At 60.0% G+C, this 15,114-nt stretch carries 18 protein-coding genes; 8 read left to right on the top strand and 10 right to left on the bottom strand.

What is annotated here, in order from left to right:
• Nucleotides 1–11: 11 nt before the first annotated feature.
• Entirely contained in the window at nucleotides 12–803 is a 792-nt protein-coding gene (locus tag JNB88_RS04940; RefSeq protein ID WP_220354494.1) for a sulfite exporter TauE/SafE family protein, read from the top strand.
• A gap of 99 nt (nucleotides 804–902) precedes the next feature.
• Nucleotides 903–1,697, top strand: coding sequence for a bestrophin-like domain (locus JNB88_RS04935; RefSeq protein ID WP_220354493.1), 795 nt, complete (start codon nucleotides 903–905; stop codon nucleotides 1,695–1,697).
• Here JNB88_RS04935 and JNB88_RS04930 read toward each other — a convergent pair.
• Together JNB88_RS04930 and JNB88_RS04925 are read right to left on the bottom strand one after the other, a co-directional pair.
• The gene (locus tag JNB88_RS04930) at nucleotides 1,684–2,091 is read right to left on the bottom strand and encodes a DoxX family protein (protein ID WP_037127264.1); all 408 of its coding nucleotides are present in this window, start codon (nucleotides 2,089–2,091) and stop codon (nucleotides 1,684–1,686) included. The genes JNB88_RS04935 and JNB88_RS04930 overlap by 14 nt on opposite strands.
• 161 nt (nucleotides 2,092–2,252) lie before the next feature.
• Entirely contained in the window at nucleotides 2,253–3,143 is an 891-nt protein-coding gene (locus JNB88_RS04925) for an aminoglycoside phosphotransferase family protein (protein ID WP_220354492.1), read from the bottom strand.
• Between the two features lie 271 nt (nucleotides 3,144–3,414).
• On the opposite strand from JNB88_RS04925, the gene JNB88_RS04920 reads away from it, so the two are divergent.
• Nucleotides 3,415–3,570, top strand: coding sequence for a hypothetical protein (locus JNB88_RS04920; protein WP_156142376.1), 156 nt, complete (start codon nucleotides 3,415–3,417; stop codon nucleotides 3,568–3,570).
• 8 nt (nucleotides 3,571–3,578) lie between these two features.
• Entirely contained in the window at nucleotides 3,579–4,490 is a 912-nt protein-coding gene (gene dapA / locus JNB88_RS04915) for a 4-hydroxy-tetrahydrodipicolinate synthase (protein ID WP_220354491.1), read from the top strand.
• 167 nt (nucleotides 4,491–4,657) lie between these two features.
• Here dapA and JNB88_RS34540 read toward each other — a convergent pair whose 3' ends face one another.
• Entirely contained in the window at nucleotides 4,658–4,915 is a 258-nt protein-coding gene (locus tag JNB88_RS34540) for a hypothetical protein (RefSeq protein WP_220354490.1), read from the bottom strand.
• 67 nt (nucleotides 4,916–4,982) lie between these two features.
• On the opposite strand from JNB88_RS34540, the gene JNB88_RS04905 reads away from it, so the two are divergent.
• On the top strand, nucleotides 4,983–5,285 hold the full coding sequence (locus JNB88_RS04905; RefSeq protein ID WP_220354489.1) for a DUF1883 domain-containing protein: 303 nt from the start codon (nucleotides 4,983–4,985) through the stop codon (nucleotides 5,283–5,285).
• Here JNB88_RS04905 and JNB88_RS04900 read toward each other — a convergent pair whose 3' ends face one another.
• On the bottom strand, nucleotides 5,286–6,602 hold the full coding sequence (locus JNB88_RS04900; protein ID WP_220354488.1) for a replication-associated recombination protein A: 1,317 nt from the start codon (nucleotides 6,600–6,602) through the stop codon (nucleotides 5,286–5,288).
• Nucleotides 6,599–8,002: a DegQ family serine endoprotease gene (locus tag JNB88_RS04895; RefSeq protein ID WP_220354487.1), complete on the bottom strand. Its 1,404-nt coding sequence runs from the start codon at nucleotides 8,000–8,002 to the stop codon at nucleotides 6,599–6,601. Before JNB88_RS04895 ends, JNB88_RS04900 begins: the two co-directional genes overlap by 4 nt.
• Before the next feature lie 353 nt (nucleotides 8,003–8,355).
• On the opposite strand from JNB88_RS04895, the gene JNB88_RS04890 reads away from it, so the two are divergent.
• Complete coding sequence (locus JNB88_RS04890) at nucleotides 8,356–8,712, top strand: lysozyme inhibitor LprI family protein (RefSeq protein ID WP_220354486.1); 357 nt, start codon at nucleotides 8,356–8,358, stop codon at nucleotides 8,710–8,712.
• A gap of 37 nt (nucleotides 8,713–8,749) precedes the next feature.
• On the opposite strand, the gene ilvD is transcribed toward JNB88_RS04890, so the two are convergent.
• On the bottom strand, nucleotides 8,750–10,588 hold the full coding sequence (ilvD, locus tag JNB88_RS04885) for a dihydroxy-acid dehydratase (protein ID WP_220354485.1): 1,839 nt from the start codon (nucleotides 10,586–10,588) through the stop codon (nucleotides 8,750–8,752).
• Between the two features lie 323 nt (nucleotides 10,589–10,911).
• Between ilvD and msrP the strand changes: the two genes are divergently transcribed.
• Together msrP and msrQ are read left to right on the top strand one after the other, a co-directional pair.
• The gene (gene msrP / locus JNB88_RS04880) at nucleotides 10,912–11,859 is read left to right on the top strand and encodes a protein-methionine-sulfoxide reductase catalytic subunit MsrP (RefSeq protein ID WP_220354484.1); all 948 of its coding nucleotides are present in this window, start codon (nucleotides 10,912–10,914) and stop codon (nucleotides 11,857–11,859) included.
• Nucleotides 11,859–12,515: a protein-methionine-sulfoxide reductase heme-binding subunit MsrQ gene (gene msrQ, locus JNB88_RS04875; RefSeq protein ID WP_037127242.1), complete on the top strand. Its 657-nt coding sequence runs from the start codon at nucleotides 11,859–11,861 to the stop codon at nucleotides 12,513–12,515. The genes msrP and msrQ overlap by 1 nt, the downstream gene beginning before the upstream one ends.
• A gap of 39 nt (nucleotides 12,516–12,554) precedes the next feature.
• Here the strand turns inward: msrQ and JNB88_RS04870 are convergent, their stop codons facing one another.
• The 4 genes from JNB88_RS04870 to rpsK all read right to left on the bottom strand — a co-directional run bounded on the left by JNB88_RS04870 (nucleotide 12,555) and on the right by rpsK (nucleotide 15,090).
• On the bottom strand, nucleotides 12,555–12,938 hold the full coding sequence (locus JNB88_RS04870) for a VOC family protein (RefSeq protein WP_220354483.1): 384 nt from the start codon (nucleotides 12,936–12,938) through the stop codon (nucleotides 12,555–12,557).
• A 181-nt stretch (nucleotides 12,939–13,119) separates the two neighbouring features.
• Nucleotides 13,120–13,545, bottom strand: coding sequence for a 50S ribosomal protein L17 (rplQ, locus tag JNB88_RS04865; protein ID WP_037127236.1), 426 nt, complete (start codon nucleotides 13,543–13,545; stop codon nucleotides 13,120–13,122).
• 44 nt (nucleotides 13,546–13,589) lie between these two features.
• Complete coding sequence (locus tag JNB88_RS04860) at nucleotides 13,590–14,600, bottom strand: DNA-directed RNA polymerase subunit alpha (RefSeq protein WP_007531694.1); 1,011 nt, start codon at nucleotides 14,598–14,600, stop codon at nucleotides 13,590–13,592.
• Between the two features lie 100 nt (nucleotides 14,601–14,700).
• Entirely contained in the window at nucleotides 14,701–15,090 is a 390-nt protein-coding gene (gene rpsK / locus JNB88_RS04855) for a 30S ribosomal protein S11 (RefSeq protein ID WP_003547577.1), read from the bottom strand.
• Between the last annotated feature and the right edge of the window lie 24 nt (nucleotides 15,091–15,114).

The following is a 15,114-nucleotide window of genomic DNA, read 5'->3' as shown; positions in this document are numbered from 1 at the left end:
GGATCTGATTGATGTCGCCTGACACGCTGCTGGCGGATACGAGCGCGTGGCTTGTGGCCGCTTTGCCGGATCACGGCATTCCGTCACTCGTCGCCATTGCCTTCATTGCGGGGCTGGCGCGTGGCTTCTCCGGCTTCGGGGCAGCGCTGATCTTCATTCCTCTCGGCGGCGCAATCATCGGTCCGAAGCTGGTATCACCCGTTCTGCTTGTCATCGACGGGTTGGCGACAATCGGAATGATCCCGCCGGCCTGGCGCGGCGCAAACCGTCGTGAAGTCATCACCATGGCCGCGGGTGCCGTGCTCGGTGTGCCCGCCGGGACGGCGGCGCTTGCGCTGATGGATCCGCTTCTGTTGCGCTGGGTGATCACCGCGATCGCCATTTGCCTGCTCGCGCTTCTTGTCTCCGGCTGGCGCTACCACGGCGAGCCGCGCACGCCACTTACCTCCCTCACCGGTCTGATTGCCGGCCTTTTCAGTGGCGCGGCTCAGCTCGGTGGGCCTCCGGTCGTTGCCTACTGGCTCGGCGGCAAGACCGATTTCGCCCGGGTGCGGGCAAACATCATTCTGTATTTCGCGATCTCGACCTGCTTCAGTGTGGTCAGCTACTATTTCGGTGGGCTGTTCGTTGAGGCCGTCTTTGCTCTGACCGTCGTTATTCTCCCGAGCTACGCCATCGGCCTTTACGCTGGCTCAAAACTGTTCGGGTTCACCAAGGAGAGCACATTTAGGACGATCTGTTATGTGCTGATCGCAGCCTCCGCCATTTTGGGAATGCCGGCGCTGGATGGGCTTCTCCGCTAAGCACTTCCTCGCCTAATTGCTGAACGACGCGCGGCAGCGCCGTAGTTGATCAACAATTGCGCGCCACCTAAAGTCGCCATGACCTTGGGAGGAGCGCGCATGAATGCAGTCGTCCTGTTCGGTATTGCCTTCGTCGGCGGCACAGTCGTCGTAACGCTGGCCTTTTATTTCCTGATGCGCCTCATCATGGGTGGTGACCCGACCGGCAAAGACAGGGAGCTTGCCGGCGCCGTCGTGATGCGAATATCGTCTCTCCACGCCCTCATCCTGGCCCTCGTCTTCGCCCAGGAAATGATCGAATACCAACAGCTGAAATTCGAGAGCGTCACCGAAGCGAACGCCATCGCCGATGTGTACTTCGACGCCGATCGCTACGGCGTCAACGAGAAGGCGCCGATCCAACAAGCCCTTTTCGAGTACGTACAGATCGTCGTCGATCAGGAGTGGCGAATGCTTGGTGAAACCGGCGAACTATCTTCCACGGCATGGACCAAGTGGGACGATGTCTATCAGCGGGTGCTTGACCTCACGCCAACCAATCCCCGCCAGCAAAGCATTCGCGAGCACATGCTCGGTGCCATACACAGCATCGCGGAAGCACGGGACAAGCGAGAAAACAGCGGCACCGACTCCATCAGCAGCATCTTCTGGTTCGCGGCAGTCTCTGGCGTCGTGTTCATGGCCCTCGGCTACTATCCCTATCCGCCCGATGCTCGAAACCTGCTCCTGCTTTCCGTACTTGGCGCCTTCACCGGGATCATCCTCTTCTTCATCTACGCCTTCTCGGACCCATACAATCCACCGGCCACGTTGAAGCCGACGGCGTTCGAGCGCCTGCTCGAGGAACTCGCATCACCACCGGCTTCCGATAGATCGACGCCTAACGAGCCATGACCGGCGAGCGCGGCTTCACGACCAGCTTCTCTCCCGGGCCGTGCACGGCTGCGAAAAGCAGGCCAGCGAGGAAGGTAAAGTGATCGATAAAGAACCCGAACTCAGCCTGGTTGCCGCTCCAGTGGCTTGGGCCATGGAAAGCAAAGGCCAGAAAGATCACGTAGATGCCGGCCAGAAGCGCGGCTTCCGAGAAGAAGGCGCCGGTCAGAAGAGCCAATGCGAGGCCCAGTTCGAAAAAGGCCGCAATCCACGCCAGAAAAAGCGGGAACGGAAAACCTGCAGCCGCGATGTAGCTTGCGGTGGCCTGCATATCCATGAACTTGAAGCTCGTCGCCATCACAAAGACAGCGCCAAAGATCAGCCTTGCCAGTAGAATTGCAATCGTCTTGCTCATGTCGTCTCTCCCATTGGCGCGAAGCCGTTCAACCGTGCTCGATCAGGGCTCCGGCGTCCTGACTAACGTCAGACGCTACCAGCCTCTCTCTCAAATGACGCGGCGACGTCCCTCCTCCCGACATACCGGAGATACTTTTTTTTGACTGCGCGCGAAACAGATCACGTCCAGGCGCGGTGGTCGGCCAAGACCTCGTCGATGATCTGCCATGATTTCTTCCTGTCTTCGGGATTTGCGCCAGCCATCCCTGCGGCGACAATCAGGGCTTTCCACAGCGTCCAGCCACGGCCGCGTGCCCAGGTCCCGGCATCCAAGAGACGGGATCTGCGGAAGACCTCCCGGCTTTCCCCTTCGAACAGATGCCACGTGATTGCGAGGTCGCAGGCAGGGTCGCCAACGCCCGAGGTTCCGAAGTCAATGACGGCATCAAGGCGACCGTCCTTGACCAGAAGGTTGCCGTACGCGACGTCGCCATGAAACCACACGGGCGCCTCTTCCCAGGATGTCGAAAGCGCGGCCTCCCAAACCTCCATCGCGAGGCGACGGTCGACCTTGCCATCAAGGCGCATAAGAGCCTCACGCGTTTGCTCGTCATACACCTGCAAGGATCCGCCACGAAAGAAGTTGTGCGGACCCGGCGGTGGCCCTCCGCTGGCATCAACCGCCTGGAGCGCTTCAAGGAAGGCGGCGAGTGTGCGCGCGAAAGCGGACAGATCATCGATGCGCTCGGCCAGCGCAGTCTGACCGTCGCGCCAAGCGTAGATCGACCACGGCCAGGGATAAATCTCGTCCGGGTGTCCCATCGCCAGCGGAACAGGAATCGGCAGGGGCAGTTGCGGCGCCAGGATCGGCAGCCAGCGCTGCTCTTTTGCTACCTGATCGGCATAGTGCGCGGCGCTCGGCAGCCGGACCGTCATCTCGTTCCCGAGGTGGAATGTCCTGTTGTCCCATCCGCCAAATTCGACTGGCGTTATCGGAAGCGCAGACCATTCCGGAAATTGCGTCGCAACCAGCCGTCGCACGAGCGCGGTATCAATCATTGGTCCATCCATCGCCCTGACATTCCTCCCAGCAGCGCGGGCATAATGTGCGGCATCGCGGAGTAAGATCAACCCTCGGCTCGCATGCACATCACGGCAGGAGCCGACCCCGGCAGCGGCAGCAGCAGCAGCAGCAGCTTGAACGGATCAAAGATCCATTGCTCGCCGCAACGTTGCCGCGCCTTTCCATTTATGCGGTTCCTATATCTGCGCGCACTTGCACGAATGGAATTCCTACCGCGAACGGCGTTAGCATCGGCTGGAAATGCAAAGGTTGAAAGCCATGCGAGACATCATGCTTCCGAATGCTCCCCTTACCCGCACGCGCCGCCTGGCGCCGAAAAGGCAGATGCGCGAGCGACGCACGGCCCAAGCACTGATCCTGTTCGGCATCGTGCTTGCAGCGGTCGAGCTGTACGTCATTCTCGGCAGCCTTTGAGGCGTGAGATGCCTGCTGACAGAGTATTGCGCCTCGGTGCTACCACCACGGCGCTTGTCACCCCCTTTCGTGACGGCGCAGTTGATCATGGCGCGCTGGAGCGACTTGCGGAGTGGCAGATCCGTTGCGGAGTTGATGGCCTTGCGGTCTGCACGCCGATTGGAGAAGGTCCGACGCTTACGAGACATGAGCGCGCTGCCGTGATCCGAACCTGTGTCCGAGCTGCAGGTGGCTTTGTTCCTGTCATTGCCGCTACAGGCACCAACGCGACAGCAAGCACGATCGCCTTGACGCTGGATGCCGAGGAACTGGGAGCGAGCGCGGCCCTGGTGACCGCGCCCTACTATTCCAAACCAGGACAGGCCGGCATTGCCCATCACTTCGCCCAGCTTGCTGCCGCAACCCGCATCCCGCTGATCGTTGAAAACAGCCCGCTGCGCACAGCGAGTGACATGACGTTGCCGACGCTCGCATCACTTGCAGAAATCCCATCAGTTGTCGGGCTGCTCCTTTCCGATGGCAGCGCCGCTGCCCAGGCATTACCCCCGGACTGGCGCCGGCGTTTTCTGCTTCTCTCCGATCGCGACACAACGGCCCTCTCTTTCTTGAGCACCGGCGGAAGCGGCATCGTCTCGGCTGGCGCGAACGTCTGCCCTCGCCTTTATGCATCACTTCAGCAGGCGGCACGCGCAGGCAACCTTTCTGCCGCGCGTTTGCTTGAGAATGCGTTGGCCCCGCTGACGGCGCGTTTGGGGGCCGAGGTTGACCCCGCCGCCATCAAACATGCGCTCCAGGCCTTGTTGCAGATTGACCCGGAAACCCGTCTGCCGCTTGTCGCGCTGGATGCCGCAGCAAAGCAGTCGGTATCGCAAGCGTTGGCGCGCGTTTCCGAGACACGTGGGATGGCGTTATCCATATGATATTTTTATATTTTCTGACCAACATCGGAATAGAAGTCGCATGCGACCGCTACTAACTTGAAGATGTGGCACTGCCTTGGTGGTCCAAGGCAGAAGACAATTCGAAAGGAAAATCGATGCCCTCTCTTCAAGCTGCTTCCACAATCGAGCCTCTCCAACGTCACACCTCACCACGTTTCACCATTGGCCAGGATCGAAATGGCCGTTGGGTCGTACAGGACCGTCAGGGGCTCGTCGGAGGTGTGTTCATCAGCGAGCACGCAGCACGTCATTTCGCAGCAGACGAATGCGATCATCATCCCGAGCAGATTTGCCGCGCCGCCGAAGGCATCGTCCTGCAATTTGGCGCGCTCGACCGCCGGGATAGCGAAATCCACTGATCGCGGCGATGTTGAGGCTGGCGGCGGGCGCAGACCTGCCGCCAAATGGCGAACGCTTCCTTAACTGGACCGCGATATAGTGTGGGCATCAGACACGCCACGCCAAAGACCGATGCCGAAACCGAACTTCCGCTTTACCCACTATGATCTCAAGGAACAGCGCGCAGGGACGATCATCGAGGTGACGCTGAACGCGGTTGCGAATGTACGTCTGATGACCGCGCCGAACTACCAGCGCTTCACCGAAGTTCTCGATTTCAAATATGTCGGCGGCGTCGCGCGCAAATCACCAATCCGCCTTTCGATCCCCGAGAGCGGGCATTGGCATCTTGTCGTCGACATGGAGGGGCATCACGGCCTTGCGGAGTCGTCGGTCAAGCTTGTCGCGCCAGCGGGACAAATCCGCGCATCCTGATCAACGCTGATTGCGCTCTTTCCTGAGCTTTGCCCACCATTCCAGGCGTTTGCGGATATCCCGCTCGAACCCGCGCTCCGGCGGATCGTAGAAGGTCTGCCGACCCATCTTCTCCGGGAAATAATCCTGGCCGGAAAAAGCGTCCGGCTCGTCGTGGTCATAGCGATAGCCTTCGCCGTAGCCCTCACCCTTCATCAGCTTTGTCGGCGCGTTCAGGATGTGCTTCGGCGGCAGCAGCGAGCCATTCTGCTTGGCGGCCATCGTCGCGGCCTTGAAGGCTGTGTAGACGGCGTTCGATTTCGGGGCGGTCGCCAGATAGACGCAGGCCTGCGCCAGCGCCAACTCGCCCTCCGGCGAACCGAGATAGTCGTAGGCGTCTTTCGCCGCGTTGCAGATCACCAGCGCTTGCGGATCCGCCAGACCGATATCCTCGACGGCCATCCGAACCAGGCGTCTGCCGAGGTAGAGCGGATCCTCGCCTGCGTCGAACATGCGAGCAAGGTAGTAGAGCGCTGCATCCGGGTCGGAACCGCGGACCGACTTGTGAAGTGCTGAGATAAGGTTGTAGTGCCCGTCCTGCGCCTTGTCATATACAGGCGCTCGGCGCTGCACGATGCGCGTGAGGCCTTCCGTGTCGAAGATTTCTCCCTCTCGCGCAGCGCGCCATACCTCCTCGGCAAGGGTGAGCACGGCGCGGCCATCGCCGTCCGCCATAAGCAACAGGCTCGCACGTGCGTCATCCGTCAGCGGCAGCGCCTTGTCTTCGGCTGCCTCGGCACGCTTCAGTAACTCCTCAAGGCTTTCATCATCGTGCGACTTGAACGTCAGTACGCGAGCACGCGAAAGCAAAGCCGCGTTGAGTTCGAATGACGGGTTTTCCGTGGTGGCGCCGACTAGGATGACGGTGCCATCTTCCATGACAGGCAGAAAACTGTCCTGCTGAGCCCGGTTGAAGCGATGGATCTCGTCAACAAAGAGGAGCGTCTGGCGGCCGTCCATCCGACGTAAGCGCGCGGCTTCGAAGACCTTCTTGAGATCCGCCACGCCTGAAAAGATGGCGGAGATCTGCTCGAAAGCCAGGCCTGCTTCGCCCGACAGGAGACGGGCAACGGTTGTCTTGCCTGTTCCGGGCGGTCCCCAGAAGATCATCGAGCCCAGCGAACCGCTCGCGATCATGCGCCGCAATATGCCGTCGTCACCGGTCAGATGCTCCTGGCCGCTGACTTCCGAAAGCGTGCGGGGCCGCAGGCGATCGGCGAGAGGCCGCCGGTTGGCGACCTCTTCAGGAATGCGCGGTGCAAAGAGATCGTCGCTCATCGGAAGAACTGTCGAATACGTTGACCATCGCGTTCGATCTCGACACGCCAGAAGCTCGGGTCCTCGTCGGCGATGGCGGCGAGTTCTTGCGTGGATTTCACTTCGGTGCCGTTGATCGAAATGATGATGTCCTTCGGCTCGAAACCGAGGCGAGCAGCAAGGGAATCTTCCTTCACCTCGGAAACAACGACGCCAGTGGATTCCGATGGCATCCGAAGCTCGTCGGCAACCCGAGGCGAAAGGTTTTCTACCACGGCACCGGTAAAGGGCGTGCGCCCACCAATCGTACGCTGATCACGCGGTGCCGTCTCGGGCGCCCTGGCGAGTGCCAGCGTGATCTGTTGGTCACGCCCGTTTTCAACGACCGTCAACTGGACCGATTTGCCGAGCCCTGCCGTTGTCAGTCGATAGAGGAGAGCATCGGGATGCTCGACCGGAATGCCATCAACGGCGGTAACGATTTGTCCGGCCTTCAATCCGGCCTTCGCCGCGGGGCCGCCGTCGCTGACCTTGACCACCAGCGCGCCGCGGGCCTTGCTGAGGCCGAGTGCTTCGGCAACCTCAGATGTCACCGCATCGAACGTCGCGCCGACATAGGGTCGCTCGAAGGATTTCACCCCTGCATCAGCCGAGGCGAGGAACACCTTGACCAGATTGGCAGGGATAGCAAAGCCGATGCCGTTGGAGCCGCCACCACGCGAGAAGATCGCGGTGTTGATGCCGATCAGTTCGCCCTTCATGTTCATAAGGGCGCCACCGGAATTGCCGGGGTTGATCGACGCGTCCGTCTGGATGAAGAAGCCGAACTCGTTCTTGACCACCTGGTTGCGCGCCAGTGCGGAGACGATCCCGCTCGTCACTGTCTGGCCGACCCCAAACGGGTTACCGATTGCCAGGACCAGATCACCGACTTCGACCGCGTCGGAATTGCCGAGCGCAAGTGTCGGAAAGCTCTCCTTCGTATCGACTTTGAGAACGGCGAGATCCAAGCGGTCGTCCCTCAAGACGACCTTGCACGGAAACTCGCGCCCGTCGGAGAGCGCGACCTTAATGTCGTCGGCTCCTTCCACCACATGGTTGTTGGTAACGATTGTTCCGTTCGCCTCGACGATGACGCCGGATCCGAGTGACGACTGCTTCTCGCTGCGGTTCGGCATCTGCTGGCCGAAGAACTGTTCAAAGAAGGGATCTCCCGCAAAGGGAGACTGCCGGCGCACGGTCTTCTCGGCATAGACGTTCACCACCGCCCCGGCCGTCTGCTTGACCAGCGGCGCGAAGGAGAGCTGCATCTCCATTTGGCTTTGCGGCACGGTCTTGGCTGTTTGAGCATAGGCGGAAACCGGCAGCGCGAGCACCATGGCCACGAGAGGCAGAGCCGCGCGCTTCAACAGGTCATGCATGGGAAGTCCTTCTCAAATTCTCTTGTGAAAACGTTGTAGCGCCGGACGCTAGAAAGGAAAGAGGGCGGAAGCATGGAACAATGGGGCAGTTCACGAACTACTGACGGTACTTGCCAAGTTGATTCAGCAATGAGCTCTATACGACTGATATTTAAAGCCAATGGCGCGCCGAAGTCACCCATGGGAGACATCCCTCCAGAGCCGGCCTCGCTCCTGTTTCCGACTGAGGGCGGCCCGGCGTTCACGGCCTGTCGGCGGTCGATTCCGCGCCGCAGAAGCAAGCGTATGCCCTTGTCATGCCGCCAGACTGCATCATGTTCGTCGCTGCACCGCTACCACACAGGAATTGATGCATGAGATCCTTTCACCGTACCCTTGCCCCGTCCGTCGTACTCGCATTCTGCGTTCTTACGGTTGGCACTTCCCACGCCGCGAGCTTCGATTGCAATGCGAAGGAATTGAAGGCGGATGAAAAGGTGATCTGCGAGAACCGCGCCCTGAACGACGCCGACGTCAAGATGGTGACGACGTTCGATCTCCTTTCCGGCCTGATGGCGATGGGCTCGCGAGGCACTCTACAGGACGAGCAAACCGCCTGGCTCAAGAAACGCCAGGAGTGCGCCGCCGACGACGCCTGCATCAAGGCAGCCTATGACGAGCGCCTGAAGCAACTGGACGAGACCTACAAAAAAATAAACCGGCCGCTTTAACGGCCGGTCCATTTCATATTCGAATGATCAGTGACGCTCAGCGGCTGCCGAGATCGCGTACCGCGCCGCGATCGGCGCTGGTTGCAAAGGCAGCGTAAGCCTTCAGCGCAGTCGTGACGTTGCGCTTGCGGTGTTCGGCGGGATGCCAGCCCTTCTCTTCCTGCTCGGCGCGACGGTTCGCAAGTTCCTTGTCGTCGACGCGCAGGCTGATGATGCGGTTCGGAATATCGATGTCGATCATGTCGCCTTCGCGGACCAGACCGATCGTGCCGCCGTTTGCTGCCTCCGGCGAAACGTGACCTATGGAGAGACCCGAGGTACCACCCGAGAAGCGGCCGTCGGTGATCAGCGCGCAAGCCTTGCCGAGGCCCTTCGACTTCAGATAGCTCGTTGGATAGAGCATTTCCTGCATGCCGGGGCCACCCTTCGGGCCTTCGTAGCGGATAACGACGACATCGCCGGCGACAACTTCATTCGAAAGGATCGCCTTCACGGCCGCATCCTGGCTTTCATAGACCTTGGCTGGACCGGAGAACTTCAGGATCGATTCATCGACGCCCGCTGTCTTCACGATGCAGCCGTCAAGCGCCAGGTTACCCTTCAGAACAGCAAGTCCGCCGTCCTTCGAGAACGGATGCTCGACGGAGCGGATGACACCCTTTTCGCGATCCATGTCGAGTTCGTCCCAGCGCGCCTCCTGGCTGAAGGCAACCTGCGTCGGGATGCCGCCAGGAGCGGCACGGTAGAACTTGCGGACAGTCTCGCTGTTGGTGCGCGTGATGTCCCAGCGATCGATCGCATCGCCGAGCGTCTCGGCATGGACCGTCGGGCAGTCGCGGTTGAGCAGGCCACCTTTATCGAGTTCGCCAAGGATCGACATGATACCGCCGGCGCGATGAACGTCTTCCATGTGGACGTCGTTCTTTGCCGGAGCAACCTTGGAGAGGCAGGGAACGCGACGCGACAATGCATCGATATCAGTCATCGTGAAATCGATCTCGCCCTCGTGCGCAGCCGCCAGGATGTGCAAGACGGTGTTCGTCGAGCCGCCCATGGCGATATCGAGTGCCATCGCGTTCTCGAATGCCTGCTTGGAGGCAATCGTGCGCGGCAGGGCCTTGACGTCGTCCTGCTCATAGTAACGGCGAGCGAGATCGACGATCAGGTGACCGGCCTCGACAAAGAGGCGCTTGCGGTCGGCATGCGTCGCAAGCGTCGAGCCATTGCCCGGCAATGACAGGCCAAGTGCCTCGGTCAGGCAGTTCATGGAGTTCGCGGTGAACATGCCTGAGCACGAGCCGCAGGTCGGACAGGCAGAGCGCTCGATAACCTTGACATCCTCGTCGCTGACCTTGTCGTCAGCGGCTGCAACCATGGCGTCCACCAGATCGAGCGCATGGGTCTTTCCGTTCAGAACAACCTTGCCTGCTTCCATCGGACCGCCAGACACGAAGACCGTCGGTATGTTGAGGCGAAGCGAGGCCATCAGCATGCCGGGGGTGATCTTGTCGCAGTTCGAGATGCAGACCATGGCGTCGGCACAGTGAGCATTGACCATGTATTCGACGCTGTCGGCGATCAGTTCGCGCGACGGCAGCGAATAGAGCATGCCGTCATGGCCCATCGCGATACCGTCGTCGACGGCGATCGTGTTGAACTCCTTGGCGACACCGCCGGCCGCTTCGATTTCGCGCGCGACGAGTTGCCCCAGATCCTTGAGGTGAACGTGACCCGGCACGAACTGGGTGAACGAGTTCACCACCGCAATAATCGGCTTACCAAAGTCCGAATCCTTCATCCCCGTGGCGCGCCAAAGGCCGCGGGCGCCCGCCATATTGCGGCCGTGGGTCGTGGTTCTGGAACGGTAGGCTGGCATGGTGTATTCCTCACGTGTCGGAAATCGTCGGCGATGCAGGGCGCAATGTTCAAGCGGCCGGGCTATCGCTGCTTTTTGGAATTGTCCTAATCCAAACGGCGCGGGCTGTCACTACCGGGAAGGCCCAAACCGGTACGCCTGGTTTTCCGGGTGCATCGGCCATATACGGCCGCCGCTGTGGTTTTGTTGCAGACTATTCCATCAAACAGCGTACACAAAAAGTTGGCTTTCCGCAGCCACGCCGATCGGCATAAACAATGATCCAAAGACGCATGTGTTGCGTTGAAGGTTTATGCCGAGCTCCAATGCTCAGGAGGTTTCCGATGCCAGCCTATCGCCCCCCCAAGATCGCATCTTCGGAGATCACGCCGCAACAGCTCTATCTCAGGCGTCGCGAATTCCTTGGCGCCGCAACGTTGGGCGCAATGGCGCTTTATGGTGCCACGAAGGCCGGCGCAGCGGCGCTTTCGGTCGTTGATAGCAAATACAAGGTCGACGAGAAGGCAACACCGCTCAAGGATGTTACGACCTACAACAACTTTTACGAATTCGGTTTAGACAAGGGCGACCCCGCCGCACTTTCAGGCGACTTCAAGCCGTTGCCCTGGACGATCAAAGTCGACGGCATGGTCAACAAGCCCGGCACGTTCGATGTCGAGGCTCTGATGAAAGAGTTCCCGATCGAGAGCCGTACCTATCGCATGCGCTGCGTCGAAGCATGGTCGATGGTCATTCCCTGGGATGGCTTTCCCCTCGCCTCCCTCCTGAACAAGGTCGAACCCCAGGGAAGCGCGAAATATGTCGCGTTCGAGACTGTGGTGCGGCCGGACGAGATGCCCGGTCAAAAGGGCATATTCCAATCGCTCGACTGGCCCTATGTCGAAGGCCTGCGGCTCGACGAAGCACGCCATCCGCTGACGCTGCTCGCAGTTGGTCTCTACGGACAAACCCTGCCAAACCAGAACGGCGCTCCGATCCGGTTGGTCGTGCCGTGGAAATATGGCTTCAAGGGCATCAAGTCGATTGTCCGGATCACGCTGACCGACAAGGAGCCGAAGAACACCTGGCAAGTCACCAATCCACAGGAATACGGCTTTTACGCCAACGTCAATCCGGAGGTCGACCACCCGCGCTGGAGCCAGGCGACGGAGCGGCGGATCGGTGAAAGCGGCTTTTTCGGCGCCAGCCGCCATCCGACCCTGCCGTTCAACGGCTATGCCGACGAGGTGGCCAGCCTCTATAGCGGCATGGATCTGCGGAAGAACTTCTAATGGCGGGACTTTCGCTCACCCTTCCGAAGCGTTGGCAGCCGGCCTCTGTCTGGGCTCTCTATGTCGCCGGGTTGCTGCCGGCGGCATGGACCTTCTATCTGGGCGCCACCGATCAGCTTGGGGCCGACCCGGTCAAGACCTTCGAGCTGTTCCTCGGCCTCTGGACGATCCGCTTCCTCATCCTGACGCTGGCCGTCTCCCCTGCCCGCGACCTCTTCGGCTGGAACTATCTCCGCTATCGTCGCGCACTCGGTCTCCTGACCTTCTACTACGCGTTGATGCACTTCACCGTTTACATGGTGCTGGACCAGGCGCTCGATCTTACCGCAGTCGTGAACGACGTGCTGAAGCGCCCCTTCATCATGTTCGGCATGGCGGGACTTGCCTTGCTCGTTCCGCTCGCGGTGACGTCCAACAACTTTTCGATCCGTCGGCTCGGTCCGAACTGGGTGCGGTTGCACCGCCTCGTCTATATCGTGGCCGCCGCCGGGGCCGTCCACTTTGCACTGTCGACGAAGATCCTCGACCTTGAGCAGTATATCTATGTCGGCTTGATCATACTGCTTATACTCTACCGGTCGTGGCGGCCGATCGCGCGAAGCAGAAAGCGTGGCCAGGGCCGCGAGCGCGTGCGGGCCACGGCGACCGCGTCGTGAGTCTGAGTCAACGGACGCTGACAATCACCCGCAAGGCGATTACGTTTGCGGGCCCGGCTGATTAATCATGGCTTCAATGTTGTAGCCATCAGGATCAAGAACGAAGCAGGCATAGTAGTCCGCAGTGTATTGCGGGCGTGGACCGGGCGCCCCATTATCGGTAGCCCCAGCCTCGAGTGCGACCTTATAGAAGGCCTCCACTTCTGCCCTGTTGCGTACCCGGAATGCCACATGCACGCGCGTCAGGGGGGGCTCGCTATCTGCCTGCTGGATCTCGAACAGGCAGCCGTTGCCAATATCGAAGGCCCAAAACACGTCCTCTTTTCCGAAGGAAAGTTCATATCCCAGCGGCGCAAATGCTCTCTCGTAGAACAGCTTGCTCCTGGCAAGGTCGCTCACCGCGATGGTTATATGATCTATCAAGCGCCCACTCCTGAGATACTGGTAGAGGCCGTGAAGCTAGCTCCGATCGCAAGCTCGCTCAATAGAGCGCAGTACTCCGTCATCGGCGATCAATGCAGGCTGCAGCCTTCTCCAAGTGCTCTAGACGAAAACAGCCGGGCTTCGCAGCCCGGCTGTTTTGCTTCCGGTAAACCGGAAAGGATTAGGCGGCTTCAGCTGCAGCAGCTTCAGCTTCAACGCGAGCCTTGTCGGCTGCGCCCTTGGCATGGGTGTCGCGATCAACGAACTCAACAACAGCGAGAGCTGCGTTGTCGCCCTGGCGGAAGCCAGCCTTCATGATACGCAGGTAGCCGCCGTTGCGGGTTGCGTAGCGCGAAGCGATCGTGTCGAACAGCTTCGAAACGACAGCGGCGTCGCGGATCTGCGAGATCGCCTGACGACGAGCGTGCAGGTCGCCGCGCTTGCCGAGGGTCACGAGCTTTTCAACGATCGGACGGATTTCCTTTGCCTTCGGCAGGGTGGTCACGATCTGCTCATGGGTGATGAGCGAAGCCGCCATGTTGGCAAACATTGCCTTGCGGTGGCTAGCGGTTCTGTTCAGCTTGCGGCCGGATTTACCGTGGCGCATTGCTATTCTCCTTCACTTGCAGGCTATTGCCTGCCGTTTGAACGTTAGTATTGGTCTTCGTAGCGCTTGGCGAGATCTTCGATGTTCTCGGGCGGCCATGCCGGCACTTCCATGCCGAGGTGCAGGCCCATGGAAGCGAGAACTTCCTTGATTTCGTTCAGCGACTTGCGACCAAAATTCGGTGTGCGGAGCATTTCTGCTTCGGTCTTCTGAATGAGGTCGCCGATGTAGACGATGTTGTCGTTCTTCAGGCAGTTTGCCGAGCGAACAGACAGTTCGAGTTCGTCCACCTTCTTGAGGAGCGCCGGGTTGAAAGCAAGTTCGGTGACTGCTTCTTCTTCGGCTTCCTTCTGCGGCTCGTCGAAGTTGACGAACACGCCAAGCTGATCCTGAAGAATGCGAGCCGCAAAAGCGACGGCATCTTCGCCGGAGATCGAACCATCGGTTTCGATCGTCATGTTCAGCTTGTCGTAGTCGAGAACCTGTCCTTCGCGGGTGTTTTCAACCTTGTAGGACACCTTCTTGACCGGCGAATAAAGGCTGTCGACCGGGATGAGACCGATCGGAGCATCTTCCGCACGATTGCGGTCGGCCGGAACGTAGCCCTTGCCGTTGTTGACGGTGAATTCCATACGGATTTCGGCGCCCTCGTCGAGCGTGCAGATCACATGCTCGGGGTTGAGGATTTCAATGTCGCCGACCGTCTGGATATCGCCAGCCGTTACAACGCCCGGGCCCTGCTTACGCACGACCATGCGCTTTGCGTCATCGCCATCCATCTTGATGGCGATTTCCTTGATGTTGAGGACGATGTCCGTAACGTCTTCGCGGACGCCCGGGATCGACGAGAACTCATGCAGCACGCCGTCGATCTGCACAGCCGTCACTGCGGCACCGCGCAGCGAGGACAGCAGAACGCGGCGAAGCGCGTTGCCGAGGGTGAGGCCGAAACCGCGCTCCAGCGGCTCTGCAACGAGCGTCGCCTTCGTGCGCGAGCTCGAAGAGAACTCGACCTTGTTCGGCTTGATCAATTCCTGCCAGTTTTTCTGAATCATATTTTTGCCTTCCGTTCGTTACCACCATCCAATCGTGGCAACCGAGCTTGAGAAGCACCGGGAGCGAAAACCCGCTCACCGGTGTTGTGAATGGCGATGATCAGACGCGGCGCTTCTTGCGCGGGCGGCAACCATTGTGCGGAATCGGCGTCACGTCGCGGATGGACGTAATCATGAAACCAGCAGCCTGGAGCGCGCGCAGAGCAGATTCACGACCCGAGCCCGGACCGCAAACTTCAACTTCCAGCGACTTCATGCCATGTTCCTGAGCCTTTTTGGCGCAGTCTTCAGCAGCGATCTGAGCAGCGAACGGGGTCGACTTGCGCGAGCCCTTGAAGCCCTTGGCGCCAGCAGACGACCAGGCAATGGCGTTGCCCTGTGCGTCGGTGATCGTGATCATCGTGTTGTTGAAGGTCGAGTTGACGTGAGCAACACCCGACGAAATGTTTTTACGTTCGCGACGGCGAACGCGTACGGCTTCCTTGGCCATTTAAATCCCTTTCTTGGATCTCTG

Origin of the sequence: Rhizobium cauense, assembly GCF_019511525.1 — a bacterium.
Lineage (GTDB): Bacteria > Pseudomonadota > Alphaproteobacteria > Rhizobiales > Rhizobiaceae > Rhizobium > Rhizobium cauense.
The sequence above is the reverse complement of the archived record's forward strand: the minus strand, read 5'-3'. Positions and strand labels throughout refer to the sequence as shown.

Excerpts from the sequence above, each read along its gene's own strand:
- JNB88_RS04940 (WP_220354494.1), top strand. The coding sequence starts at position 12 with ATGTCGCCTGACACGCTGCTGGCGGATACGAGCGCGTGGCTTGTGGCC.
- JNB88_RS04935 (WP_220354493.1), top strand. The coding sequence starts at position 903 with ATGAATGCAGTCGTCCTGTTCGGTATTGCCTTCGTCGGCGGCACAGTC.
- JNB88_RS04930 (WP_037127264.1), bottom strand. The coding sequence starts at position 2,091 with ATGAGCAAGACGATTGCAATTCTACTGGCAAGGCTGATCTTTGGCGCT.
- JNB88_RS04925 (WP_220354492.1), bottom strand. The coding sequence starts at position 3,143 with ATGGATGGACCAATGATTGATACCGCGCTCGTGCGACGGCTGGTTGCG.
- JNB88_RS04920 (WP_156142376.1), top strand. The coding sequence starts at position 3,415 with ATGCGAGACATCATGCTTCCGAATGCTCCCCTTACCCGCACGCGCCGC.
- dapA (WP_220354491.1), top strand. The coding sequence starts at position 3,579 with ATGCCTGCTGACAGAGTATTGCGCCTCGGTGCTACCACCACGGCGCTT.
- JNB88_RS04905 (WP_220354489.1), top strand. The coding sequence starts at position 4,983 with ATGCCGAAACCGAACTTCCGCTTTACCCACTATGATCTCAAGGAACAG.
- JNB88_RS04900 (WP_220354488.1), bottom strand. The coding sequence starts at position 6,602 with ATGAGCGACGATCTCTTTGCACCGCGCATTCCTGAAGAGGTCGCCAAC.
- JNB88_RS04895 (WP_220354487.1), bottom strand. The coding sequence starts at position 8,002 with ATGCATGACCTGTTGAAGCGCGCGGCTCTGCCTCTCGTGGCCATGGTG.
- JNB88_RS04890 (WP_220354486.1), top strand. The coding sequence starts at position 8,356 with ATGAGATCCTTTCACCGTACCCTTGCCCCGTCCGTCGTACTCGCATTC.
- ilvD (WP_220354485.1), bottom strand. The coding sequence starts at position 10,588 with ATGCCAGCCTACCGTTCCAGAACCACGACCCACGGCCGCAATATGGCG.
- msrP (WP_220354484.1), top strand. The coding sequence starts at position 10,912 with ATGCCAGCCTATCGCCCCCCCAAGATCGCATCTTCGGAGATCACGCCG.
- msrQ (WP_037127242.1), top strand. The coding sequence starts at position 11,859 with ATGGCGGGACTTTCGCTCACCCTTCCGAAGCGTTGGCAGCCGGCCTCT.
- rplQ (WP_037127236.1), bottom strand. The coding sequence starts at position 13,545 with ATGCGCCACGGTAAATCCGGCCGCAAGCTGAACAGAACCGCTAGCCAC.
- JNB88_RS04860 (WP_007531694.1), bottom strand. The coding sequence starts at position 14,600 with ATGATTCAGAAAAACTGGCAGGAATTGATCAAGCCGAACAAGGTCGAG.
- rpsK (WP_003547577.1), bottom strand. The coding sequence starts at position 15,090 with ATGGCCAAGGAAGCCGTACGCGTTCGCCGTCGCGAACGTAAAAACATT.